The sequence below is a fragment of the Paenibacillus koleovorans NBRC 103111 genome (assembly GCF_004000845.1).
Taxonomy (GTDB): domain Bacteria; phylum Bacillota; class Bacilli; order Paenibacillales; family NBRC-103111; genus Paenibacillus_AA; species Paenibacillus_AA koleovorans.
Genome location: NZ_BIMA01000036.1, coordinates 38,167 through 61,408, shown reverse-complemented (window position 1 = coordinate 61,408; position 23,242 = coordinate 38,167). Strand labels below are relative to the sequence as shown.

At 49.9% G+C, this 23,242-nt stretch carries 15 protein-coding genes; 13 read left to right on the top strand and 2 right to left on the bottom strand.

Annotation, left to right across the window (positions count from 1 at the left end):
- From ltrA to PKO02S_RS14105, 3 genes are all read left to right on the top strand, one after another.
- Positions 1-1,019: group II intron reverse transcriptase/maturase (gene ltrA / locus PKO02S_RS14115; protein WP_127583830.1), on the top strand; the 1,019-nt coding region annotated here is incomplete at its 5' end.
- A 203-nt stretch (positions 1,020-1,222) separates the two neighbouring features.
- On the top strand, positions 1,223-1,861 hold the full coding sequence (locus PKO02S_RS14110; protein ID WP_127583828.1) for a GOLPH3/VPS74 family protein: 639 nt from the start codon (positions 1,223-1,225) through the stop codon (positions 1,859-1,861).
- Positions 1,862-1,895: 34 nt separating this feature from the next.
- Complete coding sequence (locus tag PKO02S_RS14105) at positions 1,896-2,156, top strand: MerR family transcriptional regulator (RefSeq protein ID WP_127583826.1); 261 nt, start codon at positions 1,896-1,898, stop codon at positions 2,154-2,156.
- 150 nt (positions 2,157-2,306) lie between these two features.
- Here PKO02S_RS14105 and PKO02S_RS14100 read toward each other — a convergent pair whose 3' ends face one another.
- Positions 2,307-3,206: an AraC family transcriptional regulator gene (locus PKO02S_RS14100; RefSeq protein WP_127583824.1), complete on the bottom strand. Its 900-nt coding sequence runs from the start codon at positions 3,204-3,206 to the stop codon at positions 2,307-2,309.
- A gap of 164 nt (positions 3,207-3,370) precedes the next feature.
- On the opposite strand from PKO02S_RS14100, the gene PKO02S_RS14095 reads away from it, so the two are divergent.
- The 9 genes from PKO02S_RS14095 (at position 3,371) to PKO02S_RS14055 (ending at position 19,751) form a co-directional block, all read left to right on the top strand.
- Entirely contained in the window at positions 3,371-4,228 is an 858-nt protein-coding gene (locus PKO02S_RS14095; RefSeq protein WP_127583822.1) for an amidohydrolase family protein, read from the top strand.
- Positions 4,229-4,386: 158 nt separating this feature from the next.
- The gene (locus PKO02S_RS14090; protein WP_127583820.1) at positions 4,387-6,657 is read left to right on the top strand and encodes a helix-turn-helix domain-containing protein; all 2,271 of its coding nucleotides are present in this window, start codon (positions 4,387-4,389) and stop codon (positions 6,655-6,657) included.
- A gap of 676 nt (positions 6,658-7,333) precedes the next feature.
- Positions 7,334-8,182 (top strand): ABC transporter permease, encoded by an 849-nt coding sequence (locus PKO02S_RS14085; protein WP_127583834.1) that lies wholly within the window; start codon positions 7,334-7,336, stop codon positions 8,180-8,182.
- A gap of 10 nt (positions 8,183-8,192) precedes the next feature.
- Positions 8,193-9,083 (top strand): carbohydrate ABC transporter permease, encoded by an 891-nt coding sequence (locus tag PKO02S_RS14080; protein ID WP_127583818.1) that lies wholly within the window; start codon positions 8,193-8,195, stop codon positions 9,081-9,083.
- Positions 9,084-9,134: 51 nt separating this feature from the next.
- Positions 9,135-10,766 carry an extracellular solute-binding protein gene (locus tag PKO02S_RS14075; protein WP_127583816.1) on the top strand — a complete coding sequence of 544 codons (1,632 nt, stop codon included), beginning with the start codon at positions 9,135-9,137 and terminating at the stop codon, positions 10,764-10,766.
- A 42-nt stretch (positions 10,767-10,808) separates the two neighbouring features.
- Positions 10,809-12,800, top strand: coding sequence for an FG-GAP-like repeat-containing protein (locus PKO02S_RS14070; protein WP_127583813.1), 1,992 nt, complete (start codon positions 10,809-10,811; stop codon positions 12,798-12,800).
- A gap of 29 nt (positions 12,801-12,829) precedes the next feature.
- On the top strand, positions 12,830-14,215 hold the full coding sequence (locus PKO02S_RS14065; protein WP_127583811.1) for a sulfatase family protein: 1,386 nt from the start codon (positions 12,830-12,832) through the stop codon (positions 14,213-14,215).
- Between the two features lie 17 nt (positions 14,216-14,232).
- A complete protein-coding gene (locus PKO02S_RS14060) occupies positions 14,233-17,382 on the top strand; it encodes a glycosyl hydrolase (protein ID WP_127583809.1) in 3,150 nt (1,049 codons plus the stop codon).
- Between the two features lie 17 nt (positions 17,383-17,399).
- A complete protein-coding gene (locus PKO02S_RS14055; protein ID WP_164821456.1) occupies positions 17,400-19,751 on the top strand; it encodes an alpha-L-rhamnosidase-related protein in 2,352 nt (783 codons plus the stop codon).
- Positions 19,752-20,317: 566 nt separating this feature from the next.
- On the opposite strand, the gene PKO02S_RS14045 is transcribed toward PKO02S_RS14055, so the two are convergent.
- Positions 20,318-21,199 (bottom strand): AraC family transcriptional regulator, encoded by an 882-nt coding sequence (locus PKO02S_RS14045; protein ID WP_127583805.1) that lies wholly within the window; start codon positions 21,197-21,199, stop codon positions 20,318-20,320.
- 158 nt (positions 21,200-21,357) lie between these two features.
- Between PKO02S_RS14045 and PKO02S_RS14040 the strand changes: the two genes are divergently transcribed.
- The gene (locus PKO02S_RS14040) at positions 21,358-23,160 is read left to right on the top strand and encodes a heparinase II/III domain-containing protein (protein ID WP_164821455.1); all 1,803 of its coding nucleotides are present in this window, start codon (positions 21,358-21,360) and stop codon (positions 23,158-23,160) included.
- Positions 23,161-23,242: the final 82 nt, after the last annotated feature.

Genomic DNA, 23,242 nt, shown 5'->3' with positions numbered 1-23,242 from the left:
CAGTGGACAGAATGCTACAACAAGCCGTGGCACAGGTGTTACAACCCATCTTTGACCCCCAATTTGCGGAAACCAGCTATGGATTCAGACCCAAGAGAAGCGCGCACGATGCCTTAAGGAAATGTAAGACCTACGCAAACGAAGGATACACCTATGTGGTAGACATGGATTTGGAGAAATTCTTCGACACCGTCAATCAGTCGAAGATGATCGAATTGCTGTCCAGAACGATACAAGATGGCAGAGTCGTATCGCTGATCCACAAATACCTGGCGGCAGGCGCGATCAACAAGGGGAAATTGGAGGAGACAGAGCGGGGACTTGTACAGGGCGGCAATATTAGTCCCCTATGTAGTAACATCATGCTGAACGAGTTGGACCGCGAACTGGAGCGCAGAGGAATCAAGTTCGTCAGATATGCGGACGATATGCTTCTGTTTGCGCGAACGAAACGGTCAGCGGAGCGGATGCTGGAACACATTCTGCCATTTATCGAAGGAAAACTGCGACTTCGGGTGAACCGAGAGAAGACGGTGGTGGCCTACATCGGAAAGATCAAATTTCTGGGATACGGATTCTATCCGTCAAAAGACGGAATGAAATTACGTGTCCACGCCAAGAGCATCAGCAAAATGAAAGCCAGAATAAAAGAGCTCACGGCAAGAAGCAATGGGCTTGGATATGAGGATCTGAAATTAAAGCTGAAACAATACATAACGGGATGGTTGAATTACTTCAAACTCGCGGATATGAAGAACTTGCTTAAGGCAACCGATCAATGGCTAAGACGAAGAATACGCATGTACATCTGGAAACGCTGGAAACGAGTACGTACCCGATATACCATGCTGCGTAAACTCGGAAAAGACCACAACACGGCCTTCAAGTTCGCGTGTACAAGAAAAGGCTATTGGCGAACAGCCAAAAGCCCAATCTTGAGCACGTCTGTAACCGATGCTCGACTAGAGCAGGCGGGGTATACAACCTTCTCAACGTATTTCAAATCTGTTCGAGTGTAAACTTAGGAACCGCCGTATACCGAACGGTACGTACGGTGGTGTGGAAGGTCGGCTATCCAACTAATGGGTAGCCTCCTATCCGATTATAAATCCCTTTTGACTTTTTGTAGTTTGTACTATATTGTAAGTAGTAAGTAGTAAGTAGTAAGTAGTAAGTAGTAAGTAATAAGTAGTAAGTTAATATTCGAGAGGGTGATCACATTATGTTGAAAAACTTATCCATTCCCCAAGAATTTGTTTTGCTTGCTTTAGATCGCGAAACCAACAAACTGAAATCCATTTTCCGAATGCATGTGGCCGTGTATACGGTTATGGCTTGTATAGTGGAGCTATCCATGAATGGCAACGTTACAATAGAAGACGATGAAACGGTCAGAATTTCGAACTCTGCACCCACCGGTGTAATGTACTTGGACAGACTGCTCGATATTATCGCAGCCGAGAATCCAAAGAAGCTTAAGCAATGGGTATCTTACTTTTACTATAATCAAAGAGACATTTACAAAATGGTTGTAGAAAGCCTTGTCGATAAAGGGGTTCTTGAGATCGAAAATACGGAAGTTCTATTTGTAGTACCCGTTAAAAAATATACGGATGTAGCTAATACTCGGAATCATATCGTAGAGAAAATTCGAGCGGAGCTATTAGAGCAGGGGAATGTAGAAGCGCATACAGTAGCCCTAGTGGTATTGTTAAACGTTAAAAATATGCTAAATGATTATTTTTCCGATTACGAACAAAAAACGTTGAAGCAAAAACTAGAGATTTTGCGTAAAGAGGATATTTATAAAAAAATTAGAACGGTTGACTTAGCACTCCAAAATCTTGATTCGGGAATATAGTCTCATGTGATACAGCGATATAGAGGAGAACAATATGGGGAGAAAACGAAGCTTAGACAAAGTATTAGCGTCTGATTATGTGAGTATCAGTGAGTTGGTTGAGCTTTCTGGAGTTCGATACAGCACCATCAAGTATTACACGGAAGAGGACATGATCTCCTTCGAGCAAGAGGATACAAGACTGACAAGAAGATACCCGCGGGAACTAGCCTTAAAGCGACTTGAGGAAATTCGGGTAATGAAAGAGGAAGAAGGACTCACGATCAAACAAATTAAAGCAAAACTAAAGCTGTGAATTGTGAAAAGCCTGCGGCCCAATACAGCATAAGCAGGCTTTTTTGTTATTGCTTCGCTACAACTCCACCCAACGCCAACCCCAATCCAACCACAACCCAGTCCTGGACTCCAGCCATTTTATTCATACAAATCTCACGACAAACTACCGCTAACCTTGCTCCATCCGGCTCCGATATTTCGTCGGCGTCTCCGAAGTCGTTTGCTTGAAAGCCTTGCAAAACGGAAACACCGACGGATACCCGACCCGCTCCGCGATCTGTTCGAGGGTGAGCTCGTTCGTCAGCAGCAGCTCCATCGCGACTTGAATCCGAGTGTTGCGCTGCTTTTGCTTAAATGACATTTGGTAATACTGAAGGAGGATGCGATTCGTTTGCCTTCGGCTGAGATGAAGCTGCCGGGCTAAATCGTCGATCGTCAAGTGCTCCCGATACCGGTCGAAAAAATGATCGATCATGAGCGTCCTCATCTCGTCGCTTATGCGCACAGGTATTGTGAAATCCGAGCGACGGAGGGACAGAGAGCGAATGAGGCGGATGAGCAGTTGAACGAATAAGGTCTGAATTTGTGCATAGTAGCCCGTCAGCTGTGTGTCCAACTCGCGATAGATGCTCTTGATAAGGCGAACCGTCTCGTCGAAGGCAGGATCGGTGTAAAGCATATGCGTCACTTGGGAGAGAATGCCGACGATTTGGCGGTCTTCCTGCTGCTGCTCCCTCGATTTCGATTCGTCCGTCTGGGTAAATGTGAACCGAATGAAAAATCGACTGACCGGATCGTCCGCCTGGACGCGGAAGGAATGATAGACCCCCGGTCCGATCAGAAGGATGGAGCCTGCTGAGACGGTCAGTTCTTCCGAATCGACGTACAAGGTCCCGCTGCCGGAGACGAAATAATGAACCTCATAGGCGGAGTGGTTATGTTTCTCGGAAGGAGCGGAGAGTACGGTATCGGCATGAATCATAAGGTCGAAGCGAATCGTACCTATTTGAACCTCGATTCGAAGCCGATCCTTATTCGTCTGAAGAGGCATCGAGACGTTAGTGGGCATGGCTAGCTCCTCCTTACAACCGAATTTGTTTTATAAATACATTCCAAGAAAATAGCGAAAATCCTTCAAGTCAAAACGACGAAGATCTCGAGTATATATGCGTAGCGAATTGGCCCGACAAAATGCCTGCCGGCCACTAAGTGAAGATTGGAGGCGGTCCCTGAATGATTATCGACAGTCACAACCACCCCAATTATTTAGGGTATTCCACGGAAAAAATTTTGGCGGACATGGCCGAGAACAACATCGACCGTACATGGCTTCTGACGCTGGAAACGCCGGAGCACGAGTATTCGCCGGCCTATCACAGGATCACGAGAGGCAATAAGGACGGCCCGATTCCGTTCGCCAGCTGCCTGGAGAGCTTCAAGCAAGCACCGGACAAATTCGTGCTCGCTTACGCCCCTGACCCGCGGCACCCTCACGCCATCGATAAGCTGGAAGCCGCCATCGAGCTTTACAATGTCCGGGTATGCGGAGAAATCATGCTGCGGATGATGTACGATAATTGGGACGCCATTGCGCTGTTCCAAGTATGCGGCAAGAGAGGGCTGCCCGTCATTGTGGAAGTCAATTACGGTGCCGGCAGCGACGGAAGATTCCCGAACCGGCCTGGGTATTGGTACGGAGGCGGCATTGATGCGTTCGAACGCGCCATTGCGCAATGTGCGGATACGAGCTTCCTCGGCCATGGCCCCGGCTTCTGGTCGCATATCTCCAAGGATGAAGGCTACAAGTCCTCGGACTATCCGAGAGGCGAAGTGCTCCCCGGCGGTAAAGTGGTGGAGATGATGCGCCAGTATCCGAATCTATACTGCGATCTGTCGGCGTACTCCGGGCTGAACGCGCTCAAGCGGGATGTCGGCTTCACGAAGGAATTTCTGCTGGAGTTCCAGGATCGCATCCTGTACGGCCGCGACCAGTACGACAACCACCTCCAGCAGTTTCTGAACTCGCTCGAGCTGCCATCTGACGTGCTGAACAAAATCTACTCCGGCAACTCGCTCAAGCTTGTGCCTTGATCGGATTCGCAATACCACCCGACTGAATAGGTCGGGTTATTTTTTTGTTAGTTTCGATACATGACTTGGAATTGTGCGATTGATCGGAGCCAGTATATAATGTGTGAGAATCATCGAGCGGGATTGTGAAGAGCTACAAGGAAGGCGGTCAGAGGTGGATGAGAAGATCCCTAAGTCTAAAACAAAAAATTTGGCTGTCTTATTTTTTCATTTTTACGATTCCCTTTCTGATTCTAGGCGGTATGGTTTATTATAACGCCGTTATTAGTCTTCAACATGAAATCGAACGAACCAATATTCGCCAGCTTGAGCTTGTACGCGATGAAATCGACAAGCTCATGCAAGAGATGAATACCTTAACTACACATTTGTCCATGGATCCCGAATTAACGCCCTTTATGGTTGGCAGAAACGGGTATGCCCAGCTTGAATCGGTTCGTGAATTGGCACGGTATCGATCCTACAATCCCCATCTTGAAGATATCCTCTTGTATTATTACGGGAATGAGGAGCTGTACTCCACACTTGGGACGATGTCCATTGATACGCTGGCGAATGAGTTCTATCGTTTCCCCGATCGGGATATAGCCATGTGGCTGGAACAGTCGGATATTTTGCTAGACTCCGAGTTCATCCAGGCGGTCAATTTGAAGGTCAAAGGCCGGAATTCGGATCTAATCGCCTATGTATCCCCCATTCCGCAGAATAGCTTTATTCATTATGGCAAAGTCGTCCTGCTGCTGAATGGGGAAAGCTTGACGAATCAGATCCGGAATTTGCTTGGCGATCTTCGCGGAAGCATCTTCGTACTGGATGAGAGCAAACGGGTAATGGCGTATGAGAACAGCGGCTTACCTATTACGGAATCAATGTTGTCGAAAGTATGGCAAGAGAACTGGACGCCGGGGATCCGACAAATAGATTGGAACAGCAAGAGCTATTCGCTCGCCTTTGTCGACTCGGAACGTACCGGATGGTCGTTCGTTACGCTGATGCCGACGGAGCAATTCCTCTCGCGCGTGATTAGCATGAAAATTATTGTTTTTTTTGTATTAGCGATCCTCATTTGTGTTGGTGTACTAGGGACTCTGGTCATTTCAAGACGACAATATCAGCCGATCGGCCGACTGTTTCAGAATGCGCTTAACATCCTGCCGAGGCCCTCAGAGCAACAGACTGGAAACGAGCTGGACTATATCGGGAATACGCTGCACACTACATATCGCAGCAATTTGGAGCTGATCGAACGGGTAGACTTGCAGAAGGAGATCATGAAAGAAAAGTTTCTGCATCAATGGCTGCAAGGCAAGCTCAGCGATGAGCAGGTGGAAGAAGGCATCTCCACACATCACTTGCATTTACAGGGGAACTGCTACTTTGTCTTGATCGTCGATTTGGAAAATGGGCCTAGCGGCTTGCTGTCCGCCGAGCACAAGGAAGAAGTTTCGCGTACATTGAATCACTTCGTATTCGATGGCGGCGAAGCCTATGGGGCGAAGCAGGACTGGGAGACCGAGATGGTGCTCCTTGTTGCTCTGGAACAAGAGTATGAAGATACGAAGCGAATGCGGAATAAGATTGCCATGGAATTGCAGCAGCGAGTGGCCAGTCGCATCGAGGCGCGGCTAACGGTTTCCGTAGGACAAGTATACGCTCAGCCCAAGCTGATCAATCGGTCGTTTATCGAGGCATCCGGGGCGATGGAATACCGTATTCGCGAAGGAAGCGGAGGCGTGATTTTCTTCGAAGATATCCAAGACGGGAATTACGATGATATCTGGTATCCGATTGAGGATCAAATTCGATTTATCCAAAGCTTAAAGCAAGGAGATGCCGGGGTAGCGGCGGAAACGTTGCGTATGATTATGGAGAGCATTGCACATCGGGGACAATCGTTGTTGATGCTGCGGCTGATCTGCTCCGATCTCATCAATTCGGTATTTAAGTTAATGCGAGAGATGCGGATCGTAGACAGCACGGATAAAATTCGCGACATCGCGGAGTTCACATCCCTATCGGAGCTTGAAGTACTGCTTGGCCAGCTTGTAGAGGATATTTGCGACCACGTTGTCCAGAAGCGCGAGAGCAATAATACGCGATTGCAGAATGAAGTCATTGCGCTGATTCAGTCGCGCTATCAATCCCTTGACTTTTCGCTGGAGCAGCTTGCGGTACACTTCCGATTATCTTCCTCGTATCTCAGCCGATTTATTAAAGAACAAACCGGGATGACGTTCACCGATTACGTGCAACAGCTGAGGCATGAGGAGGCGAAAAGATTGCTGGTCGAGACGGATTTGCCGGTCAAGGAAATTGTGGGACTTGTCGGGTACATCGGCGTATCGAAATACATCGAGAAATTCCGCAAGCAAGAAGGCATTACGCCCGGCGAGTATCGCAAGCTGTATCGCAAGAGTCAGGAAGGGTGACCAACCGCATACGGCAATTCGGAAAGGAGTCGGGCTGCATAGCATGCTCGGCTTTTTTTATTGCTATGGAAGGTTGGTGCTAAAGGGGGAGTAGATCGAAAGTTGGCTAATACCAAACAAAAGTTTGCTATATTTCGGGGAAAATCGGCGGACGGCCGCATAACAAACGAAAGTTAGTTAATAGCAAACTTGTTGCAGGCATTAGCGGGGGTTGAGTTTGTTATTGTGCGGGAGAATGTGCGAACATGTGGCAAATCAAGGTAAGGTCAACTGTGTCCGAGCAGGAGTTGAGAGACTCCTCAAAAGTAACGCCAAGAACAAAAGCAGAACAGAAGAGGGCGGGCAGAGGGAGTGGAGGAGCGAAGCGTTCGCCTTTGTAATCGTGGCCTAACCACTACTCCTATTCCATCAAGGGCCAGGATTACAACAGCGACCGGAGCCCCTCTGCCTGCCCTCTCTACGCACCAACAGGACTCTTTCGACAGTGTACTTGATCTCCGGAACATCCCCGAAACCGGCATGTAACCAACGGAACATTCGCAAAAGAACGGTATATTTACGCGTATGGCTCGGGCTGTATATACTTCGGGTGAAGAACGGGCGCCACAACAAGAAGGGGGTGAAGAAGATACATGCATCACGATGGAGTCGGACTTGGCCATTGTACATTTTGGTAATGCCGGCGATTGTTTATTTTATTGTGTTTCAGTATGTTCCCATGTACGGCGTTCAGATCGCATTCAAAAATTATGTAGTTACTAAAGGGATCTGGGGGAGCGATTGGGTAGGATTTGCCCATTTCGAGCGGTTTTTTCAGTCCATCTATTTCGGTCGATTGATCCGCAATACGTTGCTCATCAGTTTATATCAGTTGGCTTTATTCCCGGTATCGATCATAGTGGCGTTGTCCTTGAACGAACTATCGAATGGCTGGTATAAGAAAACCGTACAAACCGTTACGTATGCGCCTCATTTTATCTCGGTTGTTGTGATGAGCGGGATGATCATTGCTTTCTTAAGCCCGTCTACAGGCATTGTGAACAAATTCGTGGGCTGGCTCGGCGGAGATGCGATTTCATTCATGACCGAGTCCGAATGGTTTAAGAGTATTTTCGTGCTGTCGGGCGAATGGCAGAACCTAGGGTGGGGGGCCATTATTTATTTGGCGGCCTTGACCGGGATTAATCCCGAGCTACACGAGGCGGCGACCGTCGATGGGGCGAGCCGGCTTCAACGCATCTGGCACATCAATATCCCCGGCATTATGCCGACCATTATTATCCTGTTGATTCTCAACACCGGCAGCTTCATGTCGATTGGCTTCGAACGCGTCTACTTGCTGCAAAATTCCTTGAATCTGGAAGCCTCCGACGTCATTCAAACGTATGTGTATCGAAGCGGACTCATGGAAGGGCAATACAGCTTTTCGAGTGCGGTAGGTCTGTTTAATTCGGTCATCAATCTGATCCTGCTGCTGACTGTCAACCAGATCGCACGTAAATTCAGCAGCACAAGCCTGTTATAGAGGTGAGCGAATGAACCGGAGCTTGTCAGACAAAATGTTTGTAACCTTCAATTTTGCCTTCACGTTGCTTATGCTGGGAGTGGTCTTGTATCCGTTGGTCTATATTGTAAGCGCATCGATCAGCGATCCAATGGCTGTCAATTCGGGACAAATGTGGCTTTGGCCAAAAGGCATCACGTTCGAAGGTTATGCTAGGGTGCTCCAAAACACGGAAATTTGGATGGGATTCCGAAATACGATCCTGTATACGCTCTTGGGCACAGCTATCCATCTTGCGATTTTGCTTCCATGTGCGTTTGCCCTGTCGCGCAAGGATATGAGAGGCCGAAGCGTCATCCTGGTCTTTCTGCTGGTGACCATGTTTTTTAACGGCGGTCTCATCCCAAACTATTTATTAATCAAAAATCTGGGGATGATGGACAGTTGGTTGTCGATTGTTCTACCTAATGCGATCGGGATTTGGTCCATTATCGTAACCCGAACCTTCTTCACCATGAACATCCCGCATGAGCTGCAAGAGGCTGCAGAAATAGACGGTTGTCATCTGTTCGGCGTGTTCTTTCGCATCGCCTTGCCGCTGGCCGGTCCGATTATTGCCGTCATGTCCTTGTTTCATGCGGTGGGGTTGTGGAATCAATATTTTGCGGCGATGATGTATTTATCCGATCGAGAGCTATTCCCGCTTCAACTCATTCTAAGAGAAATCTTGATTCTACAGGAGATGAATACCGCTATGCTCATGAGCGGGGATCAGTTGGACACCTTGGCGGAGCAAGCCAGAATATCGGACATTCTGAAATACGCGGTGATGATTGTGTCCGCTTTGCCGTTATTAATCGTATATCCGTTTCTCCAGCGCTTCTTCGTAAAAGGGGTGCTCATCGGCTCGTTGAAAGGGTAAGGCAAAACAGAGAACATACAGCGATTCTATTGAAAAAAGAGGAGTCTACCTATGAAAAAGAAAACTTGGCTTCCGACCATCTTGGCGACGATGCTGGCAGCATCCGTCCTAGCCGCATGCAGCGATACGACGAAGAAGGCAACCGAACCGGAACAAACAAAGGAAACGCTTCCGGAAAATTTGAACAAAACGGGATTTCCGATTGTAACCAAGCCGATCACCCTCAAAATGATGGGGGCCAAAACAGCCAACCAGCTGGTGTGGGGAGAAATGGCGTTTTTTAAAGAAATAGCGAAACAAACGAACATCAATTTCGAATTTGATACCCCTGCAGCCGAGAGCTACAAGGAAAAGCTGCGATTGAAGTTTGCCAGCGGAAGCTTGCCGGATGTGCTGTTCGGAGCGAATCTGCTACCGGAGGATGAAATCTTATTCGGTGGTCAAGGTCAATTGATCCCGCTCGAGAAGCTGATTGCGGAGTATGCGCCGAACCTGCAGAAGCTGCTGGCAGATAGTCCCGATATACGCCGCAATATTACGACACCGGACGGGCATATTTATTCGTTGCCGTTTATCGACGCCCCTGGCGCTTTCGGTGTTTATCCCAAGTTGTGGATCAATGAAACTTGGTTGAAGAACCTGAATTTGACCATGCCCAAAACTACGGACGAATTGATTGCCGTCTTGAAGGCGTTCAAGGATGGGGATCCGAACAAAAACGGCAAACCGGACGAAATTCCTATGTCGTTCCATCTGGTCGCGGCCAATGGCGTACCCGATATTCAATCGGTACTGCAAAATGCTTTCGGGTTTACAGGCAATTTGACAGTAGATCAAGATAAAGTGCGCTTCGCGCCGTACGAATCCCAATACAAAGCGTACTTAACTTTCATGAATCGGCTCTATGCAGAAGGCTTGTTGGATAAGGAAGGGTATTCTCAGACGGTCCAGCAAAAAAATGCGAAAGGCAATGCCAATCGAATCGGTGTTGTTGCCGCAGGCGGTCCATTCCAGGTCGTCGGCAATAATCTGGACAAAGACTTCAACATCCTGCCGCCTCTTACGTCCGCAGTCAATCAGAAGGCGTTTTCGGTTCGAAACAACTATTTGACGAAGGGCACGTTTGCCATTACTTCCAGCAATCCGAACCCGGAAGCGACTATTCGTTGGGTGGACTATCTGTATAGCAAAGAGGGGTCGATGCTCGTCTCGCAAGGGATGGAAGGCAAACATTTCGAGTATATCGACAACGGGCAAGGATTGAAGGCGTTGGTTCCGGACGGAGCGAATCCTGCCGAATTCCGGGGGACGATTTCTCCAAATGCAGGAACATTCATACCTCGCGTCAATGAGCCTATTTTCAAATTGAACCAGTATAAGCTGCAAGAAACAAACCCGCTGAACTACCATATCGATACGGAAACCAAGAAGAAGCTCGAGCCGGTCGCCAGAGACAGCTTCCCATTAACTTACTTCACGCTCGAGGAGCAGCAGCAATTGAAGGTGCTGGAGACCGATCTGACAACGTATGTCAACGAGATGTCGGGTAAATTCATTGTCGGTGATGCGTCGCTGGATAGTAAATGGAGTGAATATGTCGCGATGCTCGAGAAGATGAAAGTGAAACAGTATGTGGAGCTCTATCAAAAAGCTTACGATCGTTGGAAGTCGGCAAGTAAATAATTTCGAACGCATTTCGAAAGATTACGAGAGGAGCTGGCTGCTGTGAATAAGAAGCTGCTGATCGGTGTGTTGGGATTGTCCATGGTTTGGGGCGCTACGGCAAGCACCGCTGCGCCGATTACGGAAACGGTGAGCTACGGCGGATTTACGGGGTTCACGTCGGTGGATTACACAAGTGAATTTCTCGGGTACCAGAAGGCGATGAATAGGGATTTTACGAACTACGGCTTCGATTTCGGCAGTGAATCCGCCCATGTAATGAGTATCGTCTGGAGCAGCAATATGCGTTTTCGCCTTGCCGATGTGGATGGCGACCAACTGGATGATGCGCTGTATTACAATGTTGTCAGCGGTCAGCTCCAGTGGTTCCGCGGTTTAGGGAACGGCACCTTCGGAAGCGCCAACACCTTTTTGTGGAATGACGGGAAAAATAGCGCCTTTGTCGCAGCAGACTTCAATGGGGATGGGAACGCTGATTTGGCTGGCGTGAAGGTTATTGGCTCCAGCGCCGATATCACAATCAGCTACGGCAATGGAGCCGGTGGATTCAGTGGAACGACGGTCGCCTCTGGTGTACCGATTTCAGGCGGTCAGATTGTAGCCGGCGACGTAGATGGGGATAAGAATGCCGACATTGTGGTCTACACGGGTTCAACGGGCTCCATTGATATATGGTTCGGCGATGGCAGCGGGCAATTTCCAACACTCTCAGGGGTGAGCACAAGCTGGAACGGTACGATTGTCGGTGGGGAGATCGTGATCGGCGATGTGAATCAGGACGGGTTGGCCGATATCGGGTTGTACCGCAGCAGCACGCATTCGACCGGATTTGCGTTCCGCATGGGTAGAGGAGACGGCACCTTCGGACCGAAATTAGCCGAGATTGGTACCAAAAGCGAGTATCACTTAAAATCGTATCACACATGGAACAATGCTTCGGCGATCCCGCGTATCGGTCAAATCAATGGCGATGGAGCAGCGGATCTGGTGGAATTTATTCCTGGGAATCTATATTTCCGAACAAGATTCGCCGATGGATTCGGCGCATACGATTATTCCGCTCATCTGATCAAGGACGGGACCGGCTATAGGATGTGGACCGGCGGACGTTGGAAGACGGTGGATCAGAATGGAGATCCGATACTCGTGAACAATGTGAATGTGTACGACGGGGATCATGTTCTCTATTCCTACTCCCCTGACGGCTATCAATGGTTCCGCCAATTCGAGCGGCCGGTCTTCTATAAGGGCGAAGAAGAAGGCTTCTATGACTGGTGGACGGACAATACGCTGGAGCCGGAAGTTCTTAAAGTGAATGGCACTTATTATATGTTCTGGCAATCTCAGATTTTCCCGGGTCAGCCGGTGGATACGGGTCAGACGGCTACAGTATTGGCCGATCGAATCGGACTCTCTACTTCAACCGACGGAATAAGCTGGACGAGAAAAACCGATCGCGGCGTTGTCATCAATTTGACTTTACCGGCATCGACCAAGCTGACGCATCAGGAAATGGTCTATGTTCCGGACGATCCCGACGGCAAAAATTGGTGGATGTACGTGTACTACTATGAGAACAGTGTCGCTCAATCGCATGTGAGAATTCGTTCGGACGATCCGACCACATTCGATTGGCTGGATCGCGAAGCGACTACAGGCATGGGGCAGCTGGGCAATCAGATCGGCTATGCGAATGAAGCTCCGGGAGGACGAGTATTCGTCCGGATCTCATTCGTCAAGAACGCGATTACGAATCAAACGCATCCTACCATTGAGCTGTCGAGAGATGGACTGGTGTGGGTACGCGATACCACGCGGCAATACCCACTGTTAGCTACCAGTAATGGGCCTGCTTCAAACAGCAACGTGTATTTCCTCGGCCTGTCCACGATAGACGGTACGGGACAACTGGAGTATTTGGGGAATGACACATTCCGCGCGCTATATGTCGCTGCAACTTCCGAGAAACCGGTGGCGCCTGAGATCTATAAATCTGAAATCGGATTAGGCGAATTGCAATTCACGTTTCAGTAAGAAGCTACCTTATTTGACGGAGGATCAGGATGGAGAAACCTAATGTGCTGCTCATCGTGTCGGATCAGCTGCGCTATGATTGCATCGGATTCAGTCGGAAATATCCTGTCCGCACGCCGAACATTGATCGTCTGGCCGGCGAAGGCGCATGGTTCTCTAACGCTTACACGCATATTCCCTTATGTTGTCCGGCCAGGCAAAGCTTGTTGAATGGCAGGCGACCCGAAACCTTCGGGTCGCTCTGGAATTATGATCTGGGTCCCCCCATTCCTGCTTTGCAACCGGATTCGTATTCTTGGCCCAGAGAGCTGCAGAAAACCGGCTATGCGACAGCCTATCTCGGCAAATGGCATGTGCATCCCACATTCGATCCGACGCATTACGGCTATGAAGACTATGTCTCCTTGCAGGACTATAAGCGGTTCCGGGATGAGCGTTATGGAGCGGCTAAATACAAGAACGGATTTTTCGGCGAGACGGATCCGGTTCCGGTAGAGGATGCCCGGACGCATTGGATGGCGGATCGAACGATAGCGTTCATGGCGCAGTACGAACGGAATCCCTCCGTGCCTTGGCATATTCGATTGGATTTCGACGAGCCGCATCTTCCGTGCAGACCAAGCGAGCCTTTCGCTTCGATGTACGATCCGAACACGGTGCCGAAGTGGGACAATTTCGACGATACCTTTACGAACAAACCATATATCCAGAAGCAGCAATTGCTCACTTGGGGTGTGGAGAATTACGAATGGCCGGATTGGTCTCCGACGGTTGCCTTGTATTATGCGTTTATTAGCCAAATGGATGAGGCGATCGGGAAAATCGTCGATTATTTGGATCATTCGGAAATGGGAAACAACACGCTTATTATTTTCACCGCCGATCATGGCGACATGTGCGGCGCCCATAAGATGATGGATAAGCATTGCGTCATGTATCAGGATGTGGTTCACGTTCCTCTGATCATCCGTGGAAAGGGCATCGCTTCCGGACAGGTGAGGGAAGAGATGGTTTATAACTTGCTGGATCTCCCGCCGACGCTTTCGGAATGGACCGGGTTTGCACCGGGTGAGTTCCAAGGGCAATCTTTGATGCAGCTGTTTCGAGAAGGCGCTCCGCCCGAATGGCGCAAGGAAATCGTCTCTACCTACAACGGGCAGCAGTTCGGTTTGTTTATTCAACGAATGATAACGGACGGACGTTGGAAATTAGTTTGGAACCCTACGGATGTGGATGAGCTATACGATCTGCAAGACGATCCTTCGGAGTTGAACAATGTGATCGGCCATGAAGAGATGAAGGATGTTGTGGATCGGCTTCGAAACCGACTCTACGAGATTCTGATGCATGAAGGCGATACGATGGTAGCGAATCCCTGGATGAAACGTCAGCTGCAGAAAGGGATGAAGCTCTAAGAAGGGGGAAAACAAGGATGCAGCATGATCTGTATGAACGATTCCGAACTCCCCCGAATACATTCCGCGGCAAGCCGCTTTGGTCATGGAACGGTGAGCTGGACCGGGATCAGCTGCTGAAGCAAATCCATGCGTTCAAAGAAATGGGGTTCGGCGGATTTTATATGCATTCCCGAGTCGGTCTGAAGACCGAATATTTGGGAGAAGAATGGATGGCGCTTACCCGTGAATGCGCGGAAGAAGCGAAACGCCTCGGGATGGAAGCTTGGCTCTATGACGAGGATCGTTGGCCGAGCGGAACGGCCGGGGGCAGAGTGACCGAGGAGCCGCGTTACCGGTTGAAATTTATGAAGGCGGACCCGATTGCAACGGACGCCTTTGAGTGGACGGAAGCTGTCGTTGCAGCGTTTCATTGCCGGATGGAAGGCATTAATATCCGACATTGTGTGCAATTGAAGAAAGGCTTTACAGAACAACTGCCGCAGGATGGTATGGTGCTTGTTTTTACCGTGACGGAAATGCAAACGAGCTCCTTCTATAACGGCTCGACCTATCTGGATACCCTCAATCGGGAAGCGACGGATCGTTTTCTGGCATTGACCCATGACAAGTATAACGAGGCGTGCGGAGATTTGTTCGGCAGCCATATCCAAGGGATTTTTACGGATGAGCCGCACAGAGGTTCGTTGCTGGACGGGTTTGGGATTCTTAATCCTGACAAGGAACGACACGTACCTTGGACTTATGATCTGTTCGACCGGTTCCGCAGCGCATTCGGCTATGATTTGATTCCGCATTTGCCGGAGCTGTTCTATCGGTTGGACGGTAACGTTGTTTCCCAGGTGAAATGGCATTACGTTGAACTGCTGCAGATGATGTTTCTCGACAATTTTGCCGTGCCGATGCAGGATTGGTGCAGGAAACACGGTCTTCGTTTGACCGGCCACGTCCTGCATGAAGATTCGCTGACGGCCCAGACGGCGATGTCCGGTTCGGTCATGCGCTATTACGAATATATGGATGATCCGGGGATCGACGTGCTCACGGAAGCGAATCGCTGCTATTGGATTGCCAAGCAGCTGTCATCTGTAGCTCGACAATTCGGGAAGAAGTGGCTGTTCTCCGAGCTGTACGGGGCAACCGGCTGGCAGATGTCGTTCCAGGGGCACAAGGCAGTCGGAGATTGGCAGGCGTTATTCGGGATCAATGCTCGAAGTCACCATCTCGCTTGGTACTCGATGGAGGGCGAGGCGAAACGCGATTTCCCGGGAACGATCGGGCCGCAATGCTCTTGGTGGCAGGAGTATGAGAAGGTGGAGACGTACTTCTCGCGTATGGCGGTTGCCATGTCGGAAGGGAATGCGGTTTGCGACGTATTGGTACTGAATCCCGTCGAGAGCGTTTGGTGCCAAGTATACAGTGGGTGGTCCTCCATGCTTGTGCCTAAATCACCCGAGGTCATTGAAGTCGAACGACAGTACAAGGACTTGTTTCAATGGCTGTCGAGCTCGCAGATCGATTTCGATTACGGAGACGAACATCATCTGTCACGGTACGGGTCCGTAGAGGTGAACGATTCCGGCGAACCTGAGCTTCGAATCGGGGAATCGACATACCGTGTCGTTATCGTTGCAGGTATGCTCACCATCCGCACTTCTACGCTGCAACTATTGGATGCTTTCCTGCAAGCGGGAGGCCGTGTCGTTGTCGCCGGAACCGCGCCGACCTATGTGGATGCACTGCCTTCGCAAGCCGCTCGGCATACATTGGGACGCACCCTTGCCGTGGAATGGAGTGAGGCGGCTGTAGTGGATGCCTGCTCAACTTCGCTTCGAGTGCTCGCGGAAGCTACAGATAGTGGGACGGATGAACCGGTTCGGGACATTTACTGCCAAATTCGTATGGTTGATGGTGGTTATCTGGTGATGTTTCAAAATACGGATCGTAGCCATTGGCTGCGAAACGTACGTTTACGGTTGAAGAACATAAGGGGCATTGCGGAACAATGGAACGTGTTGACAGGGGAGCGAGTTCGAGTGCCGGCTGTCGAGACGGTAGAAGGTCTGGAGCTCCTTGCGGAGTTCCCTCCTTCGGGAGAACAGCTATATTTCGTTCGAGCACTTCCCGATGACGCGGTTCCGCTTCAGGAATCTTTTGAAGAGACCGTTGCAGGAGACTGGACCGGCCCGTTTGCGTATCGATTGAGCGAGTCGAATGTATGTGTGCTTGATCGAGCGGCATACCGGATCGATGACGGTGATTGGCAGGATGAGGATGATATTCTTAAAGTGGATCGAGCGGTGCGAGATCATTTCAAGGTGGAATGGCGCAACAACAAGATGATCCAGCCGTGGTACGCCCTTGCAAACGGTGAATGGCCGAGCGAGCCGCTAGGTCGCATTTCCCTCGCCTTTCGGTTTCATCTCGACTCGTTCACAACGGATAGACACTGGCATCTGGCGATGGAGCATCCAGAGCGTTTCACACTTTTCGTGAACGATGTCCCTTTGCCGAATGTCCCGGTTCCAGGAGAGTGGGTGGACCCTTGTTTTCGACTACTCCCTTTGCCAGCTTCCATGTTGCGTGAAGGCGAGAACCGAATTGTGCTGGAAACGGCTTTCCATGAACGCGTTGACTTGGAAGTCGTCTATATTTTAGGAGATTTCGGCGTTAAGCTGAAAAGCACGGAAAAGCAGATCGTTGCTCTCCCGGAGAGAATGGGAATCGGTGACTTGGCTGAGCAGGGTCTCCCTTTTTATGGAGGGATGATTGCATTCCAACTCGATGCGGATGAACGGCGCTTATGGGGCGATGAGAACGGGAATACGGATGTCCATCTGTTGCGACTTCAGGCGATTAACGGCGCTTGCGCAAAGGTCGTCTATGGGAATGGAGAAGCTCAATCGATGCCGTGGATGCCGTATGAAGCCAACATTACGCTCCCTATGCTTTCTAAGGACCAGTTCGAGCTCCAGCTTTTCCTGTCACGACGCAATACATTCGGGCCGCTTCATATGAAGCCAGCTCAGAGCAATGCGTACTCGCCTGAACATTTTCATACTACTGGCGATCGTTATTGTGATGCGTATGAGCTATGGCCTGCCGGAATTCCTATGCCGCCTCAGCACATTGTCAGGCGCAGGGTTTCGCAATCGACTCGTACTTGAGAGAGAGGATTTGGACGATGATTCATGTACCGGCGTTCTGGCATCCCAATCCGTCGCGAGAACAAAATGTGTATGTAGCTTTTCAGAGCAAGCTGGTAGTGACTGAAGCGACACAAGTGACCCTTCATCTGTTCGGCAGCGACGTGTACCGCGTATATTGCGATGGGATCGAAATAGGGGAAGGGCCAGCCCGATTCACCGAAAAATGGCCGGAATACGATGTTTTTACGTTGGACCTTCCGGAAGGGGAGCATACACTAACGATCGTTGCCCATCATTACGGTGTGGTCACACGGATTACCTCCAACAAGCTGCCTGCATTTTTGCAAGTAGAAGCTATGGATGCACACGGACCAATCACCTTGACTTGGAGATGCCGGGAGCTGGAAGCCTATTTGCCGTTGGGTCGCAGGGTGAATGGTCAGCTCGGTTGGGCCGAATTTTGCGATATGCGATTGCTTCCGGACTGGTGCGTAAATGCGGAGGAGGATGCTTCGGCCGATGAAGATAAATGGCAACCGGTCGCCGGCAAGGATCCGTGGAGCGGGAGAGAACAGCCGCAATATCGACCGGCAATAGGTATGGCCTGTCGGAATATCCCCGTTGCCGCTGATGCGATCGATTCCGGCTCTTATGTGAATCGTTTCGGCTATGAAATGGACGATCCTCCCGTTCGATTTCTTCTGCGTGATTTGCAGCCAACTATATCGCCGGATGGAATTTGGTATCGATTCGACTTTGGCAAGGTTGGGCTGTATCGCCCGATTCTCGACCTGGAGCTGCCCGAGGGGACGAAGGTGGAGACCGGATACAGCGAGTATTTGACAGACGATAGAGTCATCCCGGTCATCTCATTATCCGCTAGCGCTTCTTGCCACGTGGATCGATGGATTGCACGGGGCGGGCGGCAAACGCTATCGACCTATTCGCCCAGAGGGTTTCGTTTTCTTGAGCTGCATATCGCGGCACCGCCGAGCTTGATTACCGTGCATGAAGTCGCTGCTAGTCAAAGATCTTATTTCGGCTCGCCGAGCGGCCGCTTTGTCAGCAGCGATCCGCTGCTGGATCGAATTTGGAGCTTGGGCGTGGAGACGTTGCAGTCTTGCAGCGAGGATGCGCTCACCGATACGCCGACTCGAGAGCGGGGGCAGTGGCTTGGCGATGCGGTAGCGGTCGGAGTGGAGACGTTAAGCGTGGCATATGGCGATCTGAGCTTGATCCGCAGAAGCTTGGAGCAGGCCGCGCTTTGTCGCCGTGACGACGGGATGATTGTAGGCTGCTACCCCGGTCAGATCATTCCGGTTTCTTCCTTTGCGATGCTCTGGGTGGCTGGGTGCATGCGATATTACAAGCTGTCCGGGGATAAAGCATTTCTTCAGACCCAGTTTGCCGCCGCAAACGATGTCGTCGATTTTTATTTATCGCATTTGACGGATGTCGGGATTGCTCGTTTTGCTTATTGGGATTTCATCGATTGGGGGCATATCGTCTCCAAGGAACAAGTGAATATTGCCCTGAATGTGTTGACGTGGAACGCGCTTGTCGAGGTAGCGGATTGGGCGGGCTTGCTAGGGGAAGATGAGCTGCGCCAGCAGCGGATTGAACAAAGGGATCGTCTGGAAACGATTATTCGTACTAAAATGACGACCTCTACAGGGCTGCTCCGTCCTTCCATTCCAATTGGGTCTGTAGAAGATGAACAGCCTAGTGAGCCAGGATTCCATGCGAATGTGCTTGCCCTTCGATTCGGCTTGTTCCGCGGCGAAGAGCGAAGAAAAGCGGTCGAGCTGGTGAAACGGCATATGACGAACTGTTTTCCCAATCGCCAGGATGCCCCGCGTCTCGCTCACCCCGCAGCCAACCATCCGCAGCTCATCACTCCGTATTTCGGGCACTTTGCGTTGGCGGCCTTATTGGAAGATAGGGAGACGGATTTTGTGCTGAATCAGTACAGAACCTGCTGGGGATGGATGTTGGAACAGGGAGCCACGACTTTGCTGGAAGTGTTCGATCACCGTTGGAGCCATTGCCATGCTTGGTCGGCATGCCCGTCCTGGCAGCTGTCGCGTTATTTTCTTGGTTTCCATACAAGTGAGGAAGGCGATCCGTTCGCTTTCGAATTCAGGCTGCAGACCGGAGAGCTGAGCTACGCATCAGGAACGTTGCCGATTATCGGAACGGATCATACGATTCAAATTTCATGGTTCCGCAGCTCGGAAGGGATCCATTATGAATGCGTCAGCGATCACGATATTCTCGTTCATCTTCCGGATGATCTGCCATACCGTATAGATTTTATCGATGAGAATGTCGAAGCTTCGTCAGACGGATATCTTCATACAAGAGGTTTTCGGGCGATTCTAACTTGAAATTCCGGAATGTAGTACCCGTGCTTACTGATATTTATTCCCGAATGATAGAAATAAGGAAATGTGGTAACGCTAATTAATGGAAATAAGTCCAATCCTATCTATCACTCCCTACATACATTGTTACTATCACGCGAGTAGGAGGTGTTGATAGGGATGGGACTTATATTTAATCGTAATGTTAGAGTTACTTTTTTCTCGGGTTTTAACTTTACCGGAAGAAGCCTAACATTTAGAAGAGGCGTGGCTGTATCTAATCTGGGGATCTTTGGTTTCAATAACATCATCTCCAGTTTCCGACTTAGAAATGTTATATTTCCAAGTCAAGTTACGCTAGTGCTGTTTGCGGGGCGAAACTTTACGGGGAATTTTCGTATTTTCCGTGGCAGCCAAAACATTTCCGACTTACGAGCTTTCAATTTTAACAATGTAACCTCGTCGTTTATTCTGGTCGGATTCCGGCTAACCACATCACAAATTCGCAGCATTCAACGTACGGGCAAAATGCCAAGCGGTATTAACCAATTATAGGAAGAAAGGGGCGCTGAGAGGCGTCCTTTTCTATTCTACCGCCGCTGCAACAATTGGAACTCCCTTGGCGTGGTTTGCTTCAAGCTTTGGAAGACTCGGGAAAAGGTGCGGAAAGATTCAAAACCGACTTCGGCGGAAATGTCGGCGATGGACATATCGGTCGTGACCAGCAGGTGAACAGCGGAATCGATTCGTAATTGGTGCAAGTAGGAGAGGAAGCTTTTTCCCGTATGCTCCTTGAACATGCGGCTTACATAAGGCGCGCTGATGCCGAATTGCTTGGCGATTCCATCCAGGGATAGCTTGTTGGCAAAATAAACATGCAGGTGCTGCAGAATAGGGAGAAAATCCTGCTTGGTGTCCTTTTCTGCAGGCTGCGAAACCCCCGGCTGATTCTCGGCGCAGACGGCACGTACGAAAAGCAGCATCGCTTCGGTTAATTTCACTTGGATCATATTGTTGCGACCGGGCAAATGAGGCATAGCGCTTTCTTGCATAAGGATCCTGAATATCGCATGCAAAGCTTCAGCGTCAGCCGACTCCAATTGGGCGAAGGATGGGTATACGCTGCCGATGCTATACAGCACCTTTAGCCAATCTCTGTCAAAGGTTGAGGAGCATAGCAGACTCATATCGAACATACAGCAATATTTGTGGATGGTTTGTCCGGGGTCGCTGCGAATTTCATGCATATGATGCGGCAGTAAAAAGGAGATAACGCCTGGCTGGAGTCTCTGGGATTTGCCGTTGATCGTTTCGCAGCCGGTGCCTTCGATAATATACGATAACTCAACGAAATCATGATGGTGCAATGGCGTGGATTTGGCGATGTGGCTTATTCCGATGAAAAAAGGCAGTTGACCTTTCTTTCGGTTATAGTTTTCAGGGAGATCCATGTACACCGGTATTTTATGCATACGCCGTCCTCCTCAGTAAAAAAATGACTGATTTTCATTTGGATTTGTCGGTTAAGAGCCATTACCTTCATATTAACATAAAGAAGAAATGGATTGAGAGAGGAGTTACAGGCCAGGCGTTCTACTTCAATTTGAAAGGCACAAGGGGAGGGACATGCATGTTATTTCGTTTGCCGTATGTTACATCTGCTTACGAGCTTGCCGAGAGTATGGGGGCTGCTCAAGCCGCAACGGCTTCGGAAGCGATGGAGGAAATCAAGAAACGGATAGCCAGGGAAAAAGATCGACGTGAACTGGAGGTTTATTATTACCGAGTAGGCTATACCTTGTCGTTTCCGTTGCCGTTGGCACGATTGCCCAAAGTGTTGCCGGAACCCATTCCTGGTTTTAAGTACCCTTGGTTTACCTGGTTGTTATGGGAGCTGAAGGACCGCTGGGATTTATTGCACATCGGCTGGCGCCGTTATGGGGATGAGCAAGCCGGATTGTTGCTGCAGCAAGAGTTGGCGGAGCTTTCGGAATGGGACAATTATAAGGATTATTCCGGGGATGTAAGCTTATGTACGGGACATCTTGCAGACTGCTTGGCCCAATACTTGGCAGAAGAGTCTGGATGGGAGAGCCGCTATTATCAAAAAGCGGTAGCTGCCGCAACGAAGCTGATTGATCAGGACGTATGGCCCTGGTATGAGACCAGCTGGATGAATCAAGAAATTACCGTTAAACGTATGCACAATATCAATTGCATCATCTTGTTCGGAAGTGCGGCTTTAGCCAAAGTCCTCCGCAATGCGCATGAATCGGATTTGGACAACACGGCACGTATGGTTTTTGCCAAATGGATGGAATTGGGCAACAGCAGCAACCCTCATACCGAAGGCGTGACTTATGATGGTTTTCTACTGGAGACCGTCACGGATTGGATGATGGCATTGCCCGATGCCGATGCATTATGGCAAGCTGCAAAAGAGCCGCTTACCATGTTTGTAACCGCCTGTCAGCAGCTGAGTTTGCCGGGGAGGCCGGATCTCCATGCGCCCCTGGGCGATATCGAACCCGAAATGCCGTTCTGGATGACAGTAATCCTGCGCTGTGCGAAGAAATACGATTTGCCCGACGTGTATTGGTTGCTGCGCAGAATCCCTTTGGTTCGATTGACTACAGCTGCATTAGCCGAATTGGCTGAGGAGGAAAACTCGGAGGAACCGAATCGAACTCCTGAGTCGGGTGGCATGATTCATCCAGCAGCCATTACATTGCGAACGGGCTGGAGCAACGAGGACACTTTGGCCGCTATAAGTATTAGCAGGAATGAATTTGGACATCTGCATTGCGATGGAGGTCATCTGGTGATTGGCACCAATAAACGATTCTGGATAACGGATCCGGGCTATCAGCAATACCGTCCGGGCTTCGAGCAGGATTACTCTTTGGGTGTGGAGGCACATAATGCACCAGTGATCGAAGGGGTTTCGCAATCGCGACGTGCCGCAAAACCGCTTGCAGCGGAAGTGGATGCACAAGGGAATCTGTATGCCGACATGGATCTTTCATTATGCTACGACCATCTTCCAGCGGATACCAGTGTGAAGCGGAGTGTCCGGCTTATTCCCGGTCAGGGGGCGAGTATTGTGGTTTGCGACTCGATCGATTCCAAGCAGGGACCGCTGCAGATCGGCTATCATTGGCTGGGAGGCACCTATTTGGCCTGGGCCTTCCATGAAGGTTGGGCTCGCTTAAGCGATGGAGAACTAGCGTTATGGATAAAAGTAATCTCTGGCGGCGAAGGTGTCGAACTCACTGCTGATTGTCTGAAGCGGCATGAAGGTACCAGGGGGCCGCTTACCTTATGCCACAACCTGTGGATTGCCGAAGGGAAGCAGCAAATCTACTGGGTCTTTCATTTCCAGGACAGCAAAGTGTGGAATCCTCCCCAACATGGAATCACAACCATCTATTAAGCCTTCCATTAATTGGTCGAAAGTACTAACACAACTATGGAGACTTGCCTCTGAATTCTTTGGCTGTGACGCCCTTGATTTC